At 52.0% G+C, this 20,699-nt stretch carries 19 protein-coding genes; 14 read left to right on the top strand and 5 right to left on the bottom strand.

What is annotated here, in order from left to right; genetic code table 11:
• Positions 1 to 42 precede the first annotated feature (42 nt).
• Both DP091_RS13670 and DP091_RS13675 read right to left on the bottom strand, forming a co-directional pair.
• Positions 43 to 1,296 (bottom strand): MFS transporter, encoded by a 1,254-nt coding sequence (locus tag DP091_RS13670; RefSeq protein ID WP_113058805.1) that lies wholly within the window; start codon positions 1,294 to 1,296, stop codon positions 43 to 45.
• Between the two features lie 29 nt (positions 1,297 to 1,325).
• Positions 1,326 to 2,369 carry an ROK family transcriptional regulator gene (locus DP091_RS13675; RefSeq protein ID WP_258394506.1) on the bottom strand — a complete coding sequence of 348 codons (1,044 nt, stop codon included), beginning with the start codon at positions 2,367 to 2,369 and terminating at the stop codon, positions 1,326 to 1,328.
• A 161-nt stretch (positions 2,370 to 2,530) separates the two neighbouring features.
• On the opposite strand from DP091_RS13675, the gene DP091_RS13680 reads away from it, so the two are divergent.
• Genes DP091_RS13680 through DP091_RS13695 form a run of 4 tightly spaced genes read left to right on the top strand, consistent with a single transcriptional unit; the run spans position 2,531 to position 6,678 of the window.
• Positions 2,531 to 3,583, top strand: coding sequence for a LacI family DNA-binding transcriptional regulator (locus DP091_RS13680; RefSeq protein ID WP_113058807.1), 1,053 nt, complete (start codon positions 2,531 to 2,533; stop codon positions 3,581 to 3,583).
• A gap of 25 nt (positions 3,584 to 3,608) precedes the next feature.
• Entirely contained in the window at positions 3,609 to 4,769 is a 1,161-nt protein-coding gene (locus tag DP091_RS13685; protein WP_113058808.1) for a Gfo/Idh/MocA family protein, read from the top strand.
• Positions 4,770 to 4,820: 51 nt separating this feature from the next.
• Positions 4,821 to 5,552, top strand: coding sequence for a ThuA domain-containing protein (locus DP091_RS13690; RefSeq protein WP_113058809.1), 732 nt, complete (start codon positions 4,821 to 4,823; stop codon positions 5,550 to 5,552).
• A gap of 19 nt (positions 5,553 to 5,571) precedes the next feature.
• Positions 5,572 to 6,678 carry a Gfo/Idh/MocA family protein gene (locus DP091_RS13695; RefSeq protein WP_113058810.1) on the top strand — a complete coding sequence of 369 codons (1,107 nt, stop codon included), beginning with the start codon at positions 5,572 to 5,574 and terminating at the stop codon, positions 6,676 to 6,678.
• A gap of 135 nt (positions 6,679 to 6,813) precedes the next feature.
• Here the strand turns inward: DP091_RS13695 and DP091_RS13700 are convergent, their stop codons facing one another.
• Both DP091_RS13700 and DP091_RS13705 read right to left on the bottom strand, forming a co-directional pair.
• The gene (locus tag DP091_RS13700; protein ID WP_113058811.1) at positions 6,814 to 7,506 is read right to left on the bottom strand and encodes a pentapeptide repeat-containing protein; all 693 of its coding nucleotides are present in this window, start codon (positions 7,504 to 7,506) and stop codon (positions 6,814 to 6,816) included.
• A 129-nt stretch (positions 7,507 to 7,635) separates the two neighbouring features.
• Positions 7,636 to 9,474 carry a DUF2334 domain-containing protein gene (locus DP091_RS13705; RefSeq protein WP_113058812.1) on the bottom strand — a complete coding sequence of 613 codons (1,839 nt, stop codon included), beginning with the start codon at positions 9,472 to 9,474 and terminating at the stop codon, positions 7,636 to 7,638.
• Positions 9,475 to 9,649: 175 nt separating this feature from the next.
• Here DP091_RS13705 and DP091_RS13710 point away from each other — a divergent pair, with 175 nt between their 5' ends.
• The 3 genes from DP091_RS13710 (at position 9,650) to DP091_RS13720 (ending at position 11,785) form a co-directional block, all read left to right on the top strand.
• Positions 9,650 to 10,177 (top strand): GNAT family N-acetyltransferase, encoded by a 528-nt coding sequence (locus DP091_RS13710; RefSeq protein ID WP_113058813.1) that lies wholly within the window; start codon positions 9,650 to 9,652, stop codon positions 10,175 to 10,177.
• Between the two features lie 97 nt (positions 10,178 to 10,274).
• A complete protein-coding gene (locus DP091_RS13715; protein ID WP_113058814.1) occupies positions 10,275 to 11,360 on the top strand; it encodes a redoxin domain-containing protein in 1,086 nt (361 codons plus the stop codon).
• A gap of 101 nt (positions 11,361 to 11,461) precedes the next feature.
• Positions 11,462 to 11,785 carry a hypothetical protein gene (locus tag DP091_RS13720; RefSeq protein WP_113058815.1) on the top strand — a complete coding sequence of 108 codons (324 nt, stop codon included), beginning with the start codon at positions 11,462 to 11,464 and terminating at the stop codon, positions 11,783 to 11,785.
• Between the two features lie 201 nt (positions 11,786 to 11,986).
• Here the strand turns inward: DP091_RS13720 and DP091_RS13725 are convergent, their stop codons facing one another.
• Complete coding sequence (locus DP091_RS13725) at positions 11,987 to 12,880, bottom strand: hypothetical protein (RefSeq protein ID WP_113058816.1); 894 nt, start codon at positions 12,878 to 12,880, stop codon at positions 11,987 to 11,989.
• A gap of 359 nt (positions 12,881 to 13,239) precedes the next feature.
• Here DP091_RS13725 and DP091_RS13730 point away from each other — a divergent pair, with 359 nt between their 5' ends.
• The 7 genes from DP091_RS13730 (at position 13,240) to DP091_RS13760 (ending at position 20,658) form a co-directional block, all read left to right on the top strand.
• Positions 13,240 to 14,109, top strand: coding sequence for a WXG100 family type VII secretion target (locus tag DP091_RS13730; protein WP_113058817.1), 870 nt, complete (start codon positions 13,240 to 13,242; stop codon positions 14,107 to 14,109).
• 17 nt (positions 14,110 to 14,126) lie between these two features.
• The gene (locus tag DP091_RS13735) at positions 14,127 to 14,327 is read left to right on the top strand and encodes a hypothetical protein (protein WP_113058818.1); all 201 of its coding nucleotides are present in this window, start codon (positions 14,127 to 14,129) and stop codon (positions 14,325 to 14,327) included.
• A 5-nt stretch (positions 14,328 to 14,332) separates the two neighbouring features.
• Entirely contained in the window at positions 14,333 to 14,653 is a 321-nt protein-coding gene (locus DP091_RS13740; protein WP_113058819.1) for a DUF4176 domain-containing protein, read from the top strand.
• A gap of 212 nt (positions 14,654 to 14,865) precedes the next feature.
• Complete coding sequence (locus DP091_RS13745; RefSeq protein ID WP_113058820.1) at positions 14,866 to 16,935, top strand: bifunctional aldolase/short-chain dehydrogenase; 2,070 nt, start codon at positions 14,866 to 14,868, stop codon at positions 16,933 to 16,935.
• Positions 16,936 to 17,044: 109 nt separating this feature from the next.
• Positions 17,045 to 18,310, top strand: coding sequence for an L-rhamnose isomerase (rhaA, locus tag DP091_RS13750; protein ID WP_113058821.1), 1,266 nt, complete (start codon positions 17,045 to 17,047; stop codon positions 18,308 to 18,310).
• A 71-nt stretch (positions 18,311 to 18,381) separates the two neighbouring features.
• Positions 18,382 to 19,851, top strand: coding sequence for a rhamnulokinase (locus DP091_RS13755; RefSeq protein ID WP_113058822.1), 1,470 nt, complete (start codon positions 18,382 to 18,384; stop codon positions 19,849 to 19,851).
• A gap of 30 nt (positions 19,852 to 19,881) precedes the next feature.
• Positions 19,882 to 20,658, top strand: coding sequence for a DeoR/GlpR family DNA-binding transcription regulator (locus DP091_RS13760; protein ID WP_113058871.1), 777 nt, complete (start codon positions 19,882 to 19,884; stop codon positions 20,656 to 20,658).
• The last annotated feature ends 41 nt before the right edge of the window (positions 20,659 to 20,699 follow it).

Here is a 20,699-nt window from a genome sequence, read left to right on the forward strand (position 1 = left end):
ACTTATAAGAGGGCTCCCTTTAGTGTTCAAGGAATCATAGGATTAGACCAATTGCTTGCGGACTTTTAGATAACGGTACAGAAGGATGCCAAAGAGCGAGCATAGGATGGCACACAATCCGATGAAGCCATAGCCGGCCTGAAGCCCGCGCAGCAGCCCGAGCTCAGTTCCGCTGCCGTACATTTGCTTGAATCCGTTCGTGATCGCGCCGATCGCGTAATTGCCGATAACGCTGCCGATTCCCATCATGGTGACGATGAACGTAATCGCGGTGTCGCTCTCTTTCGGATATCTTTTGGCAATAAGCGCCATGACCGTTGGATATATCGGAGCAATTCCAATGCCTGCTGCCGCGAACAGGAACGCATAGGATTCTCCGCCAAAGATTGCAATAAATGTGCATACGCCTGTCAACGCGGACAGGATGATGATGGACAGCGTGAAGCCGATCCGGTCCGTTATTGGCCCGAGCAGCAGGCGTGCTGCCGAGAAGCAGAGGAAGAAGGCGGACAGCATCCCGGCAGCAGCCGTGGGTTCCCATTTGTACGATTTTTCAAGAAAGTTTACGAGCCAACCGCCAACTGCCATCTCCGATACGACACCAAAGGATAGGATCATGACGACCAGCCACAGCGCAGGATCTTTAACTAACAACTTGAGCGGGGTTCGGTCCGTTTCGGATAGATCGTCCCCGGGAAACTTGCTCATGAGAGCCGGGATCATCGGCAGCACGGATAACATCAGCATGGCCAGATACATGCCCCGCCAGTCCAGCGTGTAATTAAACACGGTTACGGTCATGAGGCCGGATGCAATCATCGGTGCCACGGTTGAGCTGATTCCGTAGAAGAAATGGGACAGATTCATCATCGTGCCTGTGTTTCGCACAAAGATCCGGGCCGCCAATATGGCGAGACCGATCTCCAGCATACCGTTTCCAATGTACATCAAGAAATAGGATGCGGTAAACATCGGGTAGCTGTGCGACAGGAAGATCAACACACCCGAGATGGCCATCGAACCGAAGGCAGTCATACTGACCCACTTGATCCCGATCTTTCGGGTTAACAGCGCGGTAAAAGAGCAGGCAATCAAGTACCCGAGCGCGTTCAGCGATAGCAAGGTGCCGATCTGCATTTCATCCAGGTGGAAATCGAATTGAATCCTTGGAATGGCGGGTCCCTTAATGTTTTCCGATATTCCAAATATGATAAAGCCCAGAAAGATGGTTGCCAGATGAAGGGTGTAGTCTTTGCTGAATTTAGGTTTTGCTTTCGTTTGAAGGTCTGTATTCACGGTTATTCCCCAATCGTCATCGTTGAATTTTACATTGCACTTGTATCGGATATCATCATGTCCAGAGCAAGCCGCTGCAGGCCGGCTATATAGTCTTGCTCCCATTCGCGAAGCAGCATTTCGGGCAGATGGCGCTCCGGTACGTAGGCGGATGCCCGGTCTTTAATGGAGAGCAGAGTGGAGGGCAGCAGGTTATGCTCACACCACAGAATGGCATCCGGATTGAGAATCGCGGTGAAGGCGGCGCTTAATCGGCCCAACGCATCGATTTGCTCCTCATCCGGTTCGATGAGACTGCTCATGACGGCACTTTTACGCTCCAATACATCTTGAAAATTGTTGTTATTGCTCATCGGTACGTAGCCGATCTCACCCGTGAAGAACGACTTGCCCCGAACGACGTTTCCGTTGATCAGCAGCCCGGCCCCCGGTCCATTGTGTCCGAGATACACGTATACAAGAGAAGCTTCCTCCGTGCGGCTCAGATTCTGATAGCCAAGCACGGCCGCATTCATGTCATTCTCCACGATCACTGGAATCGAGAACTGTTTCTCCAGATAAGATTTGAGGTCGTAATCCTGGAATGTCCCGTACAGCGGCACGTGAAAAACGACGCCATCACGCACCGCAGCCGGCATGCCGACGGCGATCGAGCGGATCTTCGGATAACGGTGGATCCAGCTTCTTAGCTGGGAAGCCAGCGCTTCCGGTCCAAGCTGGAGAATGCCCTCTTCAGCTTGTCGTTCGACCAGATCGCCGTTCCAGTTAAACATGGTGTACACGCTCCGCTCCTTCTCATAATAAACGGCGAGACCCAGCATATAGTCCGGGTTAAACGCGTAGCGGTTTGCACGTCTCCCGCCGCTGGACTCATCCAGTCCGAGCAGGGTAACTTCGCCTTCCTGCGCCATCTGTTCCAGCACTTTGCTCACCGTTGGAAAGCTGATGCCGAGCCTGTCACTCAGCTCCGCTTTGGTTCCGCTACCGAGCTCCAGCAGGGAAGCGCGGAGCGCGCGCCGTACGGCGTATTTCATGGATTGCGGTGTGGGTAAAGGTTCTTTGCGCGTATCCATCACCACTTCCCTTTCTTTTTAAACAGGTTTAATAAGTATCTGGAGAAGATTATGGCACATCTGAAATAAGGGTGCAAGAACAATTTTGCAGGTTAAGACGGTTGACAACAGCGAGGCTCCATGAGAAAATGTACGCGCGTACATAAATTGCAGGAGGCTTGATGAATATCGCTAGTCGTAAAGAGGTAGCACAGCTTGCCGGCGTTTCGGAAGCGACGGTCTCCCGCGTATTGAACGGGGTCGGACCTATCAAGGAAGAGACCAAGCAGCGGGTGCTGGAAGCGGCGGATCAGCTTGGGTATGCCCCGAGTGCGCTTGCCCGAAGTTTTGCCCGCCGAAGAAGCGGTAATCTGGGCGTTGTCATGCCCTACCTGCCGAAAGCCCGCATCTTCTCCGCTTATTATTTTTCCGAAATATTAAGCGGTATTGGCAGTAAGGCGCTGGAAAGCCAATATGACCTATTGATGCTGTTCCGTGAGCCCGGCGGTTCAATGGACTACTTGAACCTGTTCCGCACCCAGAAGGTCGACGCTTGCATTATTCTTGGCTCGCGGGATGATGAAGGCGAACGTGCGGCCATCAAGCAGCTGAGTGAAGCGGATCACCCTTATTGCCTGATTAATCAATACTTTGACGGCGAGGCGTTTCACGTTATGGATGCCGATCATGTGGATGGCAGCTATCAAGCCGTTCGTCACTTGACGCAGCAGGGATTTCGGAACATTGCTTTTCTTAATGGGCCGCCCCTGTATTCCAATAGTCGCGATCGGTTGAAGGGGTACAGCCGGGCACTCAATGAAGCGGGAATCGAGCTGGATGAAAATTTGCTGTTCGAAGGCAACTTCAGCCGCAAAAGCGGTTATGCCGCTGCCGAGCACGTCGCCGGGAAGCTGGAACGGATTGAAGCCGTATTTGCCGCCAATGACCGCATGGCGATTGGACTTCAGCAGGGGCTGCGTGCGCTAGGCATTTCAGAGGAGCGAATGCCTGCCTTTGTCGGGTATGACGATTCGGAAGCCGCCGAGCTGTGCACGCCGCCGCTTACCAGCGTGAGGGTTCCGTTCTATGAACTGGGATGCCTTGCAGCGGATCATGTGCTTCGTATGCTGGACGCCTCCGATCTGCCAGAAGGCAGCGAAACGAACGCAGTGCTCCATCGCCAGCTGCCAACTCGCCTGGTGATCCGTGCATCTTCGCTTCATCGAAATGAATGAACTCTTATTCAAGGAGGAATGAAGGATGAAACAATTACGTGTCGGCATGATTGGTTATAAATTTATGGGTAAGGCCCACAGCAATGCTTACCGGAGCCTGCCGATGTTTTTCCCGGAGGCGCTGAAGCCTGAAATGGTGGCGATCTGCGGCCGCAATGTACCGGCCGTGCAAGCAGCTGCGGATCAATTGGGCTGGGGTGAAAGCGTTACCGATTGGAAGGAGCTTGTCAATCGGGAAGATATCGATCTGATCGATATCAATGCGCCAAGCGATGCCCATAAGGAGATTGCCATTGCCGCAGCCAAGGCGGGGAAGCATATATTTTGCGAGAAGCCGCTTGCCTTGACCTTGGCGGATGCCAGAGAGATGCTGCAGGCGGCGGAAGAAGCGGGAGTCACCCATATGGTCGGGTTTAATTATAGATTTTCGCCAGCCGTAAGACTGGCCAAGAAGCTGGTTGAGAGTGGAAGATTGGGTCAGATTTATCATTTCCGCGCCTGGTTTTTGCAGGATTGGATCATGGACCCGCAATTCCCGCTGGTATGGAGATTGCAGAAGGAAGTGGCCGGATCCGGATCGCATGGGGATCTTGGTGCCCACCTGATCGATCTGGCGCATTATCTGGTCGGTGATATGCAGGAAGTGATCGGAATGAGCGAGACCTTTATCAAGGAGCGTCCCATTGCCAGCGAGATGACCGGGTTAAGCGCAAAAGGAAGTGCAGGCGGTCCCATGGGGAAAGTGACGGTAGATGACGCCACGTTGTTCATGACCCGCTTCGAGAACGGGGCGCTGGGCAGCTTTGAGGCGACGCGTTTTGCCGCAGGGCACCGCAGCACCAATTCCTTTGAGATCAACGGCAGCTTGGGCAGCGTCAAATTCGATTTTGAACGAATGAATGAGCTGGAGGTTTACTTTACGTCCGACGATGAGGATGTTCAGGGCTTCCGCCGCGTGCTGGCAACCGATCCCGTTCACGATTATATGGAGGCATGGTGGCCGCCGGGACATACGATCGGTTTCGAGCACACCTTTACGCATGAAATCCTGGAGCTATCGACTGCTATTTCCGAGGGAAGGCAGCCTGTGCCGAATTTCGAGGATGGCGTGAAATGTCAGGCTGTGCTGGAAGCCGTGGATAAATCCATTGAAGAACGCCGCTGGGTGCGGTTGTCGGAAATGTAATCAAGTCATTCGGCCAATTCTGGCCGGACACATAAAAAAGGAGTGCTACGCATGAAAAAGGCTTTGATCGTATGGGGCGGCTGGGACGGACATGAACCTGAGCAGGTTGCCGGCATTTTCGCGGAATTGCTTCGGGCTGAGCAATATGAGGTTGAGGTGTCCGACACGCTGGATGCTTTTAATGATGCAGAGAAACTTCAGGCCTTGGATCTGATCGTGCCGGTATGGACGATGGGAGAAATATCGAAGGAGCAGGCGAGCAACGTATCGCTTGCCGTGCAGAAGGGAACCGGCTTGGCGGGCTGTCACGGCGGCATGTGCGATTCGTTTCGCAACAATGTGGATTGGCAGTTCATGACCGGAGGTCAATGGGTTGCGCATCCGGGCAACGATGGCGTGAAGTACCAGGTTGAGATTAAATCGAGCTCCAGCCCCCTGGTGGAAGGGATGCAGGATTTTACGGTGGTCTCCGAGCAGTATTATCTGCATGTCGATCCGGCCGTTGAAGTGCTGGCAACCACTCGCTTTCCGGTTGTGGCCGGACCGCATCTGCTGAACAAAGCGGTTGATATGCCGGTAGTATGGACGAAGCGCTGGGGATATGGACGGGTCTATTACAATTCCCTCGGCCATCATGCCGATATCGTCGATATGCCGCAGGTGAAGGAAATGATGCGCAGGGGACTGCTCTGGGCTGCTGAAGGAAAAGCATTATATTCGGGTTCGGACATGAGTGTGTTTACGGAAGGTCAAGGCTACACAGGCATGGGAGACAGCCAATAGGCAGAAGGAGACTAGGAACATGAAGAAAGTAAAGGTTGGCATCATTGGCTGCGGAAAAATCAGCGGCATCTATATGGAAAACTGCCATAAGTTCGATATCCTGGAGCTGACGGCGTGTGCGGATATCGATCGTGCCCGTGCCGAGGAACAGGCTGCCAAGTATCATATTCCGAATGTATACACTACCGAGGAGCTGCTTGCAGATCCGGAGATTGAGCTGGTCATTAATCTGACGATACCTGCACTACACGCGCAAATTATGCTGGATGCGCTGCAAGCCGGCAAGCATGTGTACGTGGAAAAGCCCCTTGGCGTAACCCGTGAAGAGGGTAAGGCGGTGCTGGATATGGCTGCGTCCAAAGGACTGCTCGTTGGATGTGCTCCCGAGACATTTCTTGGAGCAGGAATCCAAACGGCACTGAAGCTGATTGAAGACGGGCGCATCGGCAAGCCGATTGCAGCGACCGCATTTATGATGAGTCGCGGTCATGAGCATTGGCATCCCGATCCGGAATTTTATTACGCCGCCGGCGGCGGTCCGATGTTCGATATGGGGCCTTACTACCTGACGGCGCTGGTTCAGCTGCTGGGACCAATCCGCCGTATCAGCGGCATGACCGGAACGGCCCTTACGGAGCGGACGATTACCAGTGAGAAAAAACAGGGTCAGAAAATTCAAGTAGACATTCCTACTCACGTGGCTGGACTTATGGAGTTTCATAACGGCGCGATTGGCACGCTGATTACGAGTTTTGATGTATTTGGAGGCAGCACGCTGCCTAATATTGAAATCTACGGCACCAAGGGGACAATGCTCGTCCCGGATCCCAACGGCTTTGGCGGTTCCGTTCAATATCGATTGACCGGAGAAACCGAGTGGACGGAAGAGCCGCTGCTTCCCGGGTATAACGAGAATACAAGAGGGATCGGCCCGGCGGATATGGCCTACGCCATCCGCAGCGGAAGAGCTCATCGTGCGAGCGGCGAGCTTGCCTATCATGTGCTTGAAGCCATGTGGGGCTTCCATGATGCTTCCGATGAAGGCAAGCGCTATGAGATGGTCAGCACCTGTGACATCCCGGCGCCGCTCCCGCTTGATTTGCAGAAATACACCCTTGATCAATAATAGGATGATCTAATAAAGCGGCTTAACCCGAAAGGTCCAAGCGGACCACGGAGTAAGCCGCTTTATGCTGTGCATGTATATACGTTCCCATCTAAACGAAAGAACTTGATTATATGGGCTAAGTATAACTTAAGGTCATTCTTTCACGACAAGACCGAATATTTTGGTTAACGGGATGGCTTGATGAGGCGATATGATGCATCCTTGAAGATCTTCCAGGGTCACGCCAATGTTATGAAAGTCCGTTCGGCTTAAGTCGATTCCCGCAAGCTTCGTGCCGGAGAACTGCGATTGGTCGATCTGGCAATCCACAAATTCCACCTTGCTTAATTCGGAATGATAAAAATCCGATTTTACGAGCGAGGTGGATTGGAAGGACACCTGCTTCATGTTAGCAAAACGGAACGTAGCGTAGTCGCCCGTACAATGATCGAATACGACATTACGGATGGTAGCTGCCGTCAAGTCGAGCCCCAGAATTTTGCAATGATTGAATTGTACGCGGTACATAATGGCCTCACTAAGATCGACGTTGGACAAGTCGCAGTGGTTAAACACAAGATCCGTTAGTTCGGCATGGTGGAGCGTGACGTGCTGGAACGTAACATTATGGAATATCATTTGATCGAATTGAACCTTGTCGGCTGAAATATAAGACAGGGTTTCGTCCTGACAAGTGGATTGAATAAATGAGGATTCATCGTCAACGCCAGTATCGGATAGAATCATAGGCTCAAGCTGCTTGGGGAGCTTGGGTTTCACGATTTTAACTGGGGATGATGGACCGGCTGTATTGTTGATAGAATTGCTTTTGCTATTGGATGACATGATTTCTCCTCCAAATGTAGAAATAAGTATAGAGATGATCCTATAGAGTCTATCGGCGTTCTTTCTTAGATGACAGACCGCGTACAGCGGAAGTTAGGCATAAACCCGGTTTCGTTGTATAGAAGTATATCATGTCCTTATCCGAATTGTCCGGTCCCTGGAATTGATGGCGGCGTCCAAGGTTCCGCCGAGCCGATTCGGAGACCATACCAGGAGACTGACACGGTCATTGCCCATCAGGTCGCCAATGTAAGGAGTCATCCGTTCTCCGGCAACCCAGGGCCCAAACCGTTCTTCCTGCCGCCCGAAGGCACTCCCCGAACTATATAGAACGAACCAGTTCCCTTCGGTATGTTCAACGAGAATCATATCATCCAGCCCGTCGCCATCCACGTCGCCAAGCATCAAGGATATGGATGAACCCATTGGACGCTTGGCGGAATACCAATCTCCCGCGTCCACGAGCTGTTTCCCGGTGCTTAACCAGACCTGGCATGTGCCCGAGCCGGAATTCCACACAACCAGGTCATCCAGCCCATCGCCGTTCACATCTCCTATGGAGAGTATCATGCCTTCACCCCGTGCGGAAACCTCATGCTGAATTAGGGGAGAATAAAAATCACGCCCGGAGCTAAAAGCAATGGCGGCTTTCCCTGTGACAGGGTCCCATATCAATAAATCATGCCTGCCGTCCCCGTCAAAATCTCCCGTAAGAGCTTTCCAGTCCACGGCTCCGGATTCACAGAGCCAATGGCCCGAAGGTACTAAACGGATGCCTGAGCCCAAGGCAACCTCACATATCCCAAGCTCCGCATTCCATACAGCCGCATCGATGCTGCCATCTCCATCGTAATCGCCAACCATCGCAGTCCCACCCGGGTGTAGCGGCCAGTCTGCCAACACGGGGCGTATATATCGTATGCCATTATGGATTTTCATGGGGAACCCGACCTCAAGAGCAGCGTCGTACCATAGGTTGTTGGTCTCGTCCCGGACGATCCATCGATCCGGCAGCCCTTTTCTCTTGGCTCGCAGAAACCTAGGGTGTTTCATGGTCATCCTGTCCAGCAATCGGGTTTCCCTGAAATCCGGTATGAAGGGCATGATCGAGGTTATGGACACAAACGATTTAGGCTCCCTCTTGAAGGCTTGAATGATTCTTCTGAGCGGCGAATGCTCGTCATATTGCACAGTGCCGTCAGCAAGGAAGCGGATATAGGGAAATTCGAGATAGGGGTGGTAAAAGAATGAAGCCAGCTCGCGGGCGCCTGTGAAAGTCTGCAATGTCCGTTCCATCCTAGTGACTTCTTCCTCGATCTTATCACCTGCCACATAATAAAGCGGAGTGGGAACGTAGATCGTTCCGTTTGTCAACGGATCGTCCGGGATATGCTGAAGTGCGGCTGTCCTTGCATCCGGGCTGGAAGGCGGAGATTCATAGAGGATGCCGTTACAGATCTCGATAATATGCCGCTGGACAGATGAAGCAGTATAATGAGGAGTTTCATACCAGACCGCCGGAAGACCAGCTGATTGGAACATCTTATGAGCCCGCTGTACCCGCTGATATGCATAAGATTGCTGGAGCTGGGGGAGCGATTGGAGCGTTGCAGGAGAGTCATCCGGAGGACAGTCGGCGCTGCATTCGGGATATGCAAACTCGAATCCGTCGCCGCTTACCGATCCCCCGTACTGATGCGTATATCCATGAATACCAAGCGAGGCGCCAAGGTCTGCCATCGTCTGCAGCAGCCGGACAAATCGAAGGGAAGCTTCATCATGGTGATCCTCTATCGACCGATCCACATGATGTCCCGGATCGACATATCGCGGAATGACGGCCACATGAAAGGGAATCTGCAGCTGATGCAGGTACTGCGCGATGACCAGCAGCTTCGCCTGTTGTTCTTCCGTCTCATACCAGCCGCCCGGTCCGATATCTTCAAGCCGTATCAATGCCTTATTCATCGAGATGCGCTCCTTCCAAAGTCAGCTGTAGGTGATAGCAATATCCTGATATGTTTATGCCGGGAATGGGCACTGCGCCATCGGGGATGAAGCGTTCACGAAGAAAAAAAAGGATTGCGGATCATGTCCGCGAATACATAGGGATTAAGATATGGGCAGGAGGAAGAGGGAGTTCATGCAGATTAGACATGCAAATGATCAGGATGCAGAAGGCATCGCCAACGTCCATGTGAATAGTTGGAAAACGACGTATAAGGGGATCGTGGATGATAGCTTTTTAGAAAATTTGTCCGCCGCGGATCGGATCGAAGGCTGGCGCCGAAAGCTTGCCAATATGCCGGAGGACGAACAACTTCTGGTCATTGCCGATGAAGTAGGCCAGATTTACGGGTTCATGTCTTACGGCACGGAGCGAGAGCAGAAGATTTCTGATGTAGGAGAACTCTACGCGATCTATCTCCTGGAAGAGATACAGGGGATGGGCTGGGGACGGGAGCTGTTTGCGAGGCTGAAGGAGTTCCTGCAAAAGAAAGGGTATCGATCTTTACTGGTCTGGGTGCTGGAAGGTAATTCGGCTGAACATTTTTATAAACATATGGGCGGCCAGGAACGGAGACGAAAAGAGATTGTAATCGGCGGAAAAACGCATACGGAAGTGGCTCTGCTGTGGAGTTCCATTGACCGGATTGGGGCATTCTCCTAAAAAATGCCCCGCTTGAGTTTACATTAGAGAGGGAATCTACTATGATGAGAATATACCCCGGCGGGTAATTGGATTGCCGGCCTGAGGAGGTTTGCATTTGAGTATAATTCCGATCGGTCCTTTTATGATGAGGGCCGACATCGTGATTTTTCTGATCTGTGCGGCGGCCGGATTTGCTGCGCTTCGAATTCGTTTGCGTCAGATGCCGCAGCGGGAATGGATCCTGGACACTTATTTATCTGTACTTATCATTGGTTTTATTTCATGGAAATTCGGGATGCTGGTGTTCGATCCGATCCGCACTGTTCAGCATCCCACCTCGCTTATTTACATGACCGGCGGGACGAAGGGGATATGGCTCGGGGCCGTTCTAGCCCTGGTCTACGCAGCTCTGCGCTGGAACAAAAAAAGGGAGAATTCAGGTCTGCTGCTGAAGTCCGCACTGTTGTCTGCATTTGCGTGCGGATGGGCCGGGTATGTATTTCAGTGGTTGTGGGTGGACGGTGCCGGTGTAAACTCCTCATTATTCTATATGCTATTATTCGGCATATTGCTGACGATGAGCTGGCTTCATTTCCATTCTTCGCTGTCCCGCTTCCTTACCCTGGGACTAGGGAGAAATGGAGCAGTGCTGCTCATCATGGGGGCTCTCTTCGTGTGGGTGATCTATGACTTTGCTTTCACCTCGGCCAGCGAGCGAGGAGCGATTGTATCTCCGAATGTGGAAGGCAATCCGGAAACCATTGCTGAAGGGCTAAAGCCCGGACTTCGGGCACCGGATTTTTCGCTGATGAATCGGGAAGGGCAGGTGGTCAAACTGTCCGATTATCGGGGGCAAACCGTTCTTCTGAACTTCTGGGCCTCCTGGTGCCCGCCTTGCAAGGTAGAAATGCCTTATATGCAGGATTTTTACGATAAATATCAGGATGAGAATGTGATCATTCTGGCTGTTAATATGACGCATTTGGAAAATAGCATGAGCGAGGTGCAAACTTTCGTCGAGAAAAATGGCTTAACCTTCCCTGTCTTATACGACCAGAGCGGAGCAAGCACGAGACACTATGAGGTGGTGGCCTATCCGACCACCTACGTCATTAAGCCGGACGGTGTGATATCAGAGCGGTTTCAAGGCGCAATCGACGAAGATTTAATGGTTAGAGCCTATCGTAAAGCTAGTGATTAAGTGAGGTTCAATTGCGGATTTTTGGCGACGTGGACATCTATCTCTGCCGCCTTCTCACCAGGGGGAATATAATACACAAACGCTGGGGAGGGGGAGATAGAGTGCAGCGAATACCAATTTCGGCAGAAGGATGCAAAGGTTACGTCGGCAAAACCGTTTGCGCTGTCATGCGTGATGGAACGGAAGTCGTGGGGACCATACGCGGTGTACATGATCGAGGCCTTGAACTCGAATTTGCGAACCCGTCCGCATATATATTGTCCGCAACAGGCAAGAAGGGCAAGAAATCCTCGAAGTCTACTAAAGGCGGTGCGCACACGTCCGCATTTGGACCTTACGGTTACGGCGGATACGGCTGGGGAGCCAATGTGCTTGCATGGGAAGCCATAGCGCTGTTGTTCCTCATTCCGTTTTTGTTTATTTAAGCGGTCACAGGCTTTAGATTACGGGCGCAGTGTTTTTATAGAAGAGACAGGCGGGGACTTCCCCGGCACTGTCTCTTTTTTAGATGTCAGGAAGTATAAACTTCGAAGCATGGGCCTTCCTGATATCGCAAGAAAATCATCCTGTAAACGCGGTCTGTCTTCTGAGAATGTTCGTCGATTAACGTTTTTCTTAAACAAGACTTATATATTACGAGTGGAGTGGACATTGTGGATGGGTTCAACGGAGGTATTCGATTGACCAAGCAGCCATATGACCGGTGTGAATGAGACAAGAAAACAGCTGCCCGCCAGAATCGGAAGCAAGGACCATTCGGCGATGGAGTATCCAAGAAACGTCTGCCATCCGATGGAGATTAATCCGAACAAATACGCCAAGCCGCTAATATGGATCAGTATCGGTTTAACCGCAGGGTTGACGGATTTCCTCATGGACAGCCACGCCACAAAAGGAATCGCTTGCAGAGCATGGAACCCTAATCCGTGCAGCCAGATGATATTGCCGCCGATCCCGGTAAAGCGTCCCGCATTAATGGAGATCCATATGCCGGCTGCAAAAGATACCAGCACCGCGATCATGGCATAACGTATGCCGAGCCCGAGTTCCGGATGGGCTTGCATTACGCGCTTGCGGAAGTACTGGGCGCCAAGGATCAGGTAAAATACGATAAGCAGAATCGCAACAGCAGGAAAAATAGCCGAGATGACAAAATCAAAGGTCGAGCCGTCCTGTACGAACCGCGGATCGACACCGCGGAAGTTTTGAACGGTTTCGGCGAAATAGGAGAACAGAACAAGCGGAATATAACACCAGCGGTAGATCGACTTGCTTCGAGGCCTCATACCGGAAACCGGTAAAATGATGGCGGTTGATATGATGAAGATCCCCAGGGCAGCGTTGAAGGAAAACGCTTTGGAGATATCTCCGTCGGGCGAGACAGGTCCGCCATTCACCAATACCCATATTCCGCATATTCCAGCTAACAAAAACCCGAGCAGCCCCGTCAGCAAAAGCCAAGTCTCCTGCTTATACAGCTTGATCGCCCGGTTCGTCGCTTCACGTGCAAGTTGATTCATATGAATGACACCCTCTCCGTAATGATGAATTGTTTATAATTTACAGGAGAATGGGGGTGACTTTAACAGGCTGGGGATGTAAGGGGACCCTGTACCCCGGAATGATTTCAAGGCTGGACTAAAGCCGGGGATGAGCGGGTGTTAATCAGGACGGGAGAGAAACGGAGCCAGTTCTTTTTTACTAGATTAGTCACCAAGAAATGAACCTCTCGCTTGATTGCTCCTTTCCTGTATACCTACTAAAATTGAAAAATGTGGTTATTCACGAGATGGGCCGGTTAATAGGTTTATGGAATCGAAATATGCTGTTAAACTGCCTGAAGAGCAGAGCAAAAAAGACAGAAGGGGCGTCCGTATTTATGTCCAATCGAATTTTAGTTACACCCGAGCAGTTGGAGCAGGTATCCACGCAATTTGCTCAGTCTGGACAACTTAGCAGCGATATGGTGGAGAGGCTTCAACGAAGCATTCATGAAATGGAAGGCCAGTGGGAGGGGATGACCCGCGAGCGGTTTTACGGAGATTACCAGCATGCCAGGACAACGATGCTCAAGTTCGTGGAGTGCTTACAATCGATATCCACCGAACTGAAGCAAATATCCGTCAAATTCCGCACCACGGATGAGATGGTGAACGGTGCTTCCGCTGGAGGAGCAGTTGCCGGTTCAGGAGCGGTTGCCGGTGCAGGCATTCTGGCTGGAGCAGCCTCCGGAACCGGAATCGCAACGGCAGCTGCAGCAGGCTCTGCAACCATGGCTTCCGGTGTTTCTGCAAAATCTTCAAGTAACCCGCTGGATGCAGCACTTAAAGGTGTAAATGTGGAAGGCAGCGTAATCAAGCATGAAGAGAATGGGTTATTTGCCAAGGCCATAACAGGCAGCGCAGGGGCCAGCCTTTCCGAAGGAGCGCATGCCAGCGGGGCGGTTGTAGAAGCAGGCTATGCTAATGATCATGTCGAAGGATCGGTTAGCCTGGTTAAGGCCGAGGTTGAGGCAGCCGTCAAGGATGGCACGCTCAGCGTCGGGGCTGAAGCAACATTAAACAAATATGAAGGCGGCGTGAATATTCCGCTTCCATGGACGGATAAGGAGCTGCATATTGGAGGTTCCGCTTCACTCGGCGTACTCGGCGCATCGGCTGAGGTAGGGAAGAGCGGTTTAAAGTTCCACGTGCCGTTAGGACCAGGAGCAAGCCTTGTCGGGCTCGGAGGAGCGATTACGGTAAAATAGAAGGGGGAGCACCGCCGATGAGCGATAAACAAAAACGTTTCAAATACATAATGGTGATCATTGCTGTTGTCGGTGTGCTGGGCACCGTGATTCCCAACCTGCTTGACACAAGTTACGCAGCTGCGGAAAAAGCAGTCATTTGCCTATCCTTTCTCGTTGGAGTACCGCTCGTTGTGTCGATTGTATATTGGATCGGTAAAAAAATATTGAAGGGTTGATCAACATGGAACAGCATGAGCAAACGGAACAGAAGCTGCTGCCAATCGGATCTGTAGTCAAGTTCAAGGAATGGGACCAGACGCTGATGATCTATGGTCGAATGCAGAACGACTCCAAGACGTTGAAGCGTTGGGATTACGTGGCCTGCTTCTATCCTCACGGGAATCTGACCGCGGATTCCAATATTTTTTTCAACCATAAAGATATCTCGGAGATTGTATTTATGGGTTACGTCAATGATGACGAAATTGCGTTTCGTGATGTATTGATTGAAGGAATTGCAAAGGCGGATCAAATGGCAGCCGCAGGCCCGAACAAATCATAGTTTCATCATATAGCAGCATAGCAGCTCTGATTAGAGGCAACTCTGGCAGGGCTGCTTTTTTTGTTTGTAATAGATTCACAAAACGTAATCCTAAATAAACATAAATAAATCTGTGTTTATTTTTGAAAATATACTATCCAAAGATAAACGGGCGTGATATTATGGGAAACAAATGAAAGCAAATTCATATGGTCAATCGGAGGGGAAACTTCATGGTTCAAAGCTTATGGGAACAGTCAAAGGCACAGCAAGCACAAAATACATTGGATGAGCTGGTCTACCGTTCGAATTTAATCGGTTCCGACCGGCGTGTATGCAACTGGGGCGGCGGCAATACGTCCAGCAAAACAACGATTCAGGATTTTCGCGGCAAAGACATAGAGGTTATGTACGTAAAAGGCAGCGGATCGGATCTGGCTACCATGAAAGCGGGCAATTTCACAGGCTTGCGGATGGAGGACATCCGGCCACTATTCGAAAGGGATTCGATGTCGGATGAAGAGATGGTAGCTTACCTGGGTCACTGCATGGTCGATGCGAAGCACCCGCGCGCATCCATTGAAACGCTGCTGCACGCTTTCTTGCCGTTTCGGCATGTGGACCATACGCATCCGGATGCAATAATCAGCTTATGCTGCGCCCATAACGGCAAAGAATTAGCCCGGGAGATCTTTGGCGACCGATTTGTGTGGGTACCATACGTTCGCCCTGGATTTACGCTGTCTAAGATGATTGCCGAAGGGGTGTTGGCTAATCCGAAAGCCGAGCTTGTACTAATGGAGAAGCACGGGCTCGTCACTTGGGGCGATACATCGGAAGCCTGTTACGCACAAACGATTCGTATCATTAGTGAAGCGGAAGCCTTCATCGAAGCGCGAGTGAATAACGACAAGCTGTTCGGTGGCCGGAAGTTCGCCCCACTGGCCTCGGAAGTGCGCCGCAGCATTGCCGCCGAAGTGATGCCAGCGGTCCGCGGTGCTGTCAGCGATGTGAAGAAGATGATCCTGTCCTTCGACGATCAAGAGGATGTGCTGGACTTTGTCGGCGGTATCGATTCGCCGAAGCTGTCCCAAGTAGGCGCAGCTTGCCCCGATCATTTGGTTCATACCAAGGTAGTTCCTCTCTTCATCGACTGGACACCTGATGCTGAAGATGTCGAAGGCCTTAAGGCAAAGCTGATCGAAGGCATTGCAGCATACAAAGAGCAGTATCAAGCTTATTTTGAACGCAACCATCATGAAGGCGACATGATGTTCGAGGCAGCTCCGCGCGTCATTCTTATTCCGGGCATCGGCATGATCAACACGGGCAAGAGCTGGGCGATGTCGCAAGTCAGCGGCGCCCTGTATCATCGGGCGATTGCGGTCATGCGCGGCGCGACGGCCCTGGGCGATTTTGTATCCCTGAGTGAAAATGAATCCTACAACGTGGAGTATTGGCCGCTTGAGCTGTATAAATTGAGTCTCGCACCGGCCGAAGCGGAGTTTTCGCGCCAGATCGCTTTTATCACCGGGGGAGCAGGCGGTATCGGAAGTGCCACGGCCCGCAGGCTGGTAGCTGAAGGCGCACATGTCGTTTTGGCGGATTTGAACCTGGAAGGCGCGCAGCAAGTAGCTGAGGAAATCAATGCAAAATACGGGGAGAATCGGGCCTTTGCTGTTAAAATGGATGTAACCGACGAAGAGGCCGTAACACGCGCCTATCGAGAAACCTCCATCACTTATGGCGGTGTTGACATTATCGTCAACAATGCGGGCCTTGCGACATCCAGCCCGTTTGACGAGACATCGCTGAAGGAATGGAACCTGAACATGAACGTGCTGGGCACAGGTTATTTCCTGGTTGCACGGGAGGCCTTCTCGTTGATGAAGACACAGGGCGTTGGCGGAAGTATGGTGTTTGTCGGATCGAAAAATTCGGTCTATGCCGGCAAAAACGTGACTGCATACAGCTCCGCAAAAGCACTGGAGGCTCACCTGGCTCGCTGCATTGCTGCGGAAGGCGGAGAATACGGCATTCGAGTCAATACCATTCTTCCGGATGCCATTCTGCAAGGCTCCGCGATCTGGAATTCGAACTGGAGAAACGAGCGGGCAGCAGCTTACGGGATTGAACCGGATCAGCTTGAAGAGCACTATCGTAAACGCACAACGCTGCTTGTCAACATCTATCCGCAGGATATTGCCGAAGGCATCGCTTACTTTGCATCATCAAGATCTTCGAAGACAACCGGCTGCATGCTGACGATTGACGGCGGGGTGCCTGCTGCGTTTACTCGTTAATCGAATGAAGATACAACGCATCTACCGCAAGAAGTCAAGATTTTCTTATTAAGATGGGAAGCTGGGTCAGCGATGACCTAGCTATCCTCATCATAGGGGAGGATATGGGATGAGGCAGGATGTTGCAAGGAACTTTGAAGAAGCGAAAAAGCTCTATGGGCAGCATGGCATCAACGTGGACGAAATTTTGACGGAACTTGAACGCATTAAAATCTCCATTCACTGCTGGCAAGGAGACGATGTCCGGGGATTCCTGTTTCGCGACCAAGAGCTGTCCGGGGGCATCTCCGTGACCGGAGAATATCCAGGCGCTGCAAGTACGCCGGAACAGCTGCGGGCCGATCTGGAAAAAGCGCTGTCGCTCATTCCGGGATCCCACAAGGTGAACCTCCACGCGATCTACGCGGATACCAACGAAACCGTTGATCTGGATCAGCTGGAGCCGAGGCACTTCCAATCTTGGGTGGATTGGGCTAAAGAGCAAGGAATCGGACTCGATTTTAATCCGACCTGCTTCTCCCACCACAAATCGAAGGATGGGTTTACGCTGAGTCATGCCGATCCGGCAATCCGTCAATTTTGGATTGAGCATTGCAAGGCATCGCGAAGAATCGGGGCTTACTTCGGCGAACAGCTGGGTCAAACGTGCGTGACGAATATCTGGGTTCCGGATGGATACAAGGATATGCCGGTAGACCGAATGGCGCCGAGGCAGCGGCTGAAGGAAGCGCTGGATGAAATTTTTGCTGAAGATATTAATCCGCAATGGAACCTCGATGCCGTCGAGAGTAAACTGTTCGGACTGGGCTCCGAGGCTTACGTTGTGGGTTCGCACGAGTTCTACATGGGATACGGCATTCGAAACAACAAGCTGATCTGCCTGGATGCGGGTCACTTCCATCCAACCGAGAGCATTGCCGGCAAACTGTCATCGCTTGCCCTTTTCACCGACGGACTTCTCCTTCATGTCAGCCGGCCGATGCGCTGGGACAGCGACCATGTCGTTATCATGGATGATGAACTGACCGAGATTGGGCGCGAGCTGGTACGCAATAACCTGCTGGATGTTACCCACATTGGACTGGACTTTTTCGATGCCAGCATTAACCGTATCGCCGCGTGGGTTATCGGTACCCGCAATACGATTAAGGCGCTGCTGCGCGCCAAGCTGGAACCTGTGGATCGGCTGAAACAGGCCGAACTTGAAGGCGATTACACAACTCGCCTGGCGTTAACGGAAGAGTTTAAATTCTATCCGTTTGGAGCGGTGTGGGATTATTACTGCGAACGCATGGGCGTACCTGTAAGAGAAGAGTGGCTGTCCGAAGTGAAACAGTATGAACAGGATGTATTGCTGAAGCGTACGCAAGCATGAGAAGAGACGGAGTATCACTCGGGCTCGTGCCTGAATCGTTGATTATGATCTGACAAGGAGGCTGGGGAGCCTTGAGCGTTCTTGCATTTGATTTGGGCGCAAGCAGTGGCAGGGCCATGCTGGGCCAATGGAACGGCCGAACCATCGACGTAACGGAAATTCACCGGTTCCCGAACGATCCGGTTCGAATCGGCGACCGTTTCCAATGGGATATATTGCGGATCTACCACGAGATGAAGCAGGGCTTGCTCCGATTGAAGGGACAGCATAGTCTCCCGACGAGCATCGGCATTGATTCCTGGGCGGTGGATTTCGGACTTCTGGATCGGAGCGGGGAGCTGCTTATGAATCCGTATCATTATCGGGACACGCACACGGATGGCGTGATGGAACAGGTCTTCCGGGATGTGCCTCCTGCCGAGATCTTTGATCGGACGGGGATTCAGTTCCTCTCCTTCAACACGATCTATCAGCTGGCTTCCTTGCAGCGGCAGAAGCCCTACCTGCTTCAAGAAGCCGAGCGTTTTCTGATGATTCCCGATTTGCTTCGGTACTTCTTGACCGGCGAGATGGCGAATGAATTTACGAACGCTACCACTACGCAGCTGTATAACCCGCTTTCGGCGAGCTGGGATGATCATCTCTTGAAATCATTGAATATGCCTCATAAGTTATTTCACCCTGTTTCTCAGCCCGGTACGCATGTTGGGGCTCTGAGATCAACCGTCACGGAGGAACTGGGGATCCCGCCGATTCCGCTCTATACGGTTGCAGAACATGATACGGCTTCCGCCGTGGTCGCGGTTCCGGCTATAGAGCGTTCGTTCGCTTACTTAAGCTGCGGTACCTGGTCGCTGATGGGAACTGAGGTCGATCAGCCTGTCATTCATGAACGGGCCAGAGAGCTGAACTTCACGAATGAGGGAGGAGCCTACGGCACGTACCGATTGCTCAAGAACATCATGGGACTTTGGATCCTGCAGGAGTGTCAGCGGACCTGGGGACGAGAAGGGTTAACCTACTCCTATCCCGATTTGGTTAAGATGGCGGATGCGGCGCCGGCATTTGCTTGTTTTATTGATCCCGACGATCCCGCATTCCTCCCAGCCGGAGATATGCCGAAACGGGTAGTGGAATATGCGGCGCGCACAAACCAGAGCGTTCCGCAGGATGTAGGCGCTCTTGTACGCTGCATTATGGAGAGCCTGGCCATGCAGTACCGTTATGTGCTGGAGTTGACCGAAGAATTGTCGGGGCAAAAATTTCAGGGCTTGCATATGGTGGGCGGTGGCATTCATAATGAAACATTATGCCAGTGGACTGCGAATGCGATAGGGAAACCCGTATGGGCCGGACCTGCGGAGGGCAGTGCCATCGGCAATATGGCCGTGCAGTGGATCGCGCAAGGCGAGCTGTCCGATATATGGGAAGCACGCGCAGTCATTAGAGAGTCCTTCCCGGTCAAGACCTACGAGCCGAAGGAAACTTCCTTATGGGAGGAGGCTTACGGGGTGTTCGGTCAGCGGACCGGGAAGAGATAGAATATACGAACAGTAAGGATGGGCGGTATGATGCTGGTTGCAGAACGATATGAGAAAATAGTACAGTTGGTCAACGAAAGAGGGAGCATCCGAGTCTCCGAGCTGAGTCAGCTCTGCGGTGTAACGGAAGAAACGATTCGCCGCGATCTTGACAGGCTGGAGCAAGCAGGGCGCCTGCGCCGTTCCCATGGCGGAGCGGTTAGCGTGAAGGATCAACCGGAAATTCAGCGGTCGCAGCCGGAAATACCATATGCTGAACGGGAAATCATGCATGCGCTGGAGAAGCAGCGGATCGCGGAGGAAGCGGTTAAGCGAATCCATCCGAATGATCGCATCCTGCTGGATGCAAGCTCTACGGCTTGGTACATGGCGAAAATCATACCGGATATTCCGATTACCGTACTGACGAATTCGATTAAGGTGGCTGCTGAGCTGAGCACCAAGGAGAGGGTTCAGGTGATCTCCACAGGCGGCATTCTGGCTCATCGTTCCCTGTCCTTTGTCGGTCCGCTTGCGGAACGCTCGCTGGATGCTTACTACGTGGATAAAGCCTTTCTATCCTGCAAGGGTGTGCACATCGAGCGGGGCCTTAGCGAATCCAATGAGCTTCAGGCGAAAATCAAGCATAAAATGATCGGAATGACAGATGAGACCATTCTGCTCGCCGATGCCAGCAAATTCGGCACGCAGGCTTTTGCGCAGGTTGCCGATCTATCCCAAGTGAATCTGATCATTACCGATCGCAGATTGACGGATGAGGAAGCGGCACCTTATCGAGCTTTGGGCATCAAGATCGAATCTGTATAGAGCAAACTTCTATAACATAGCAGCATGGAATCCCCCCGTTC

It is taken from the genome of Paenibacillus sp. MDMC362 (genome assembly GCF_003269305.1).
GTDB lineage: Bacteria > Bacillota > Bacilli > Paenibacillales > Paenibacillaceae > Paenibacillus_AQ.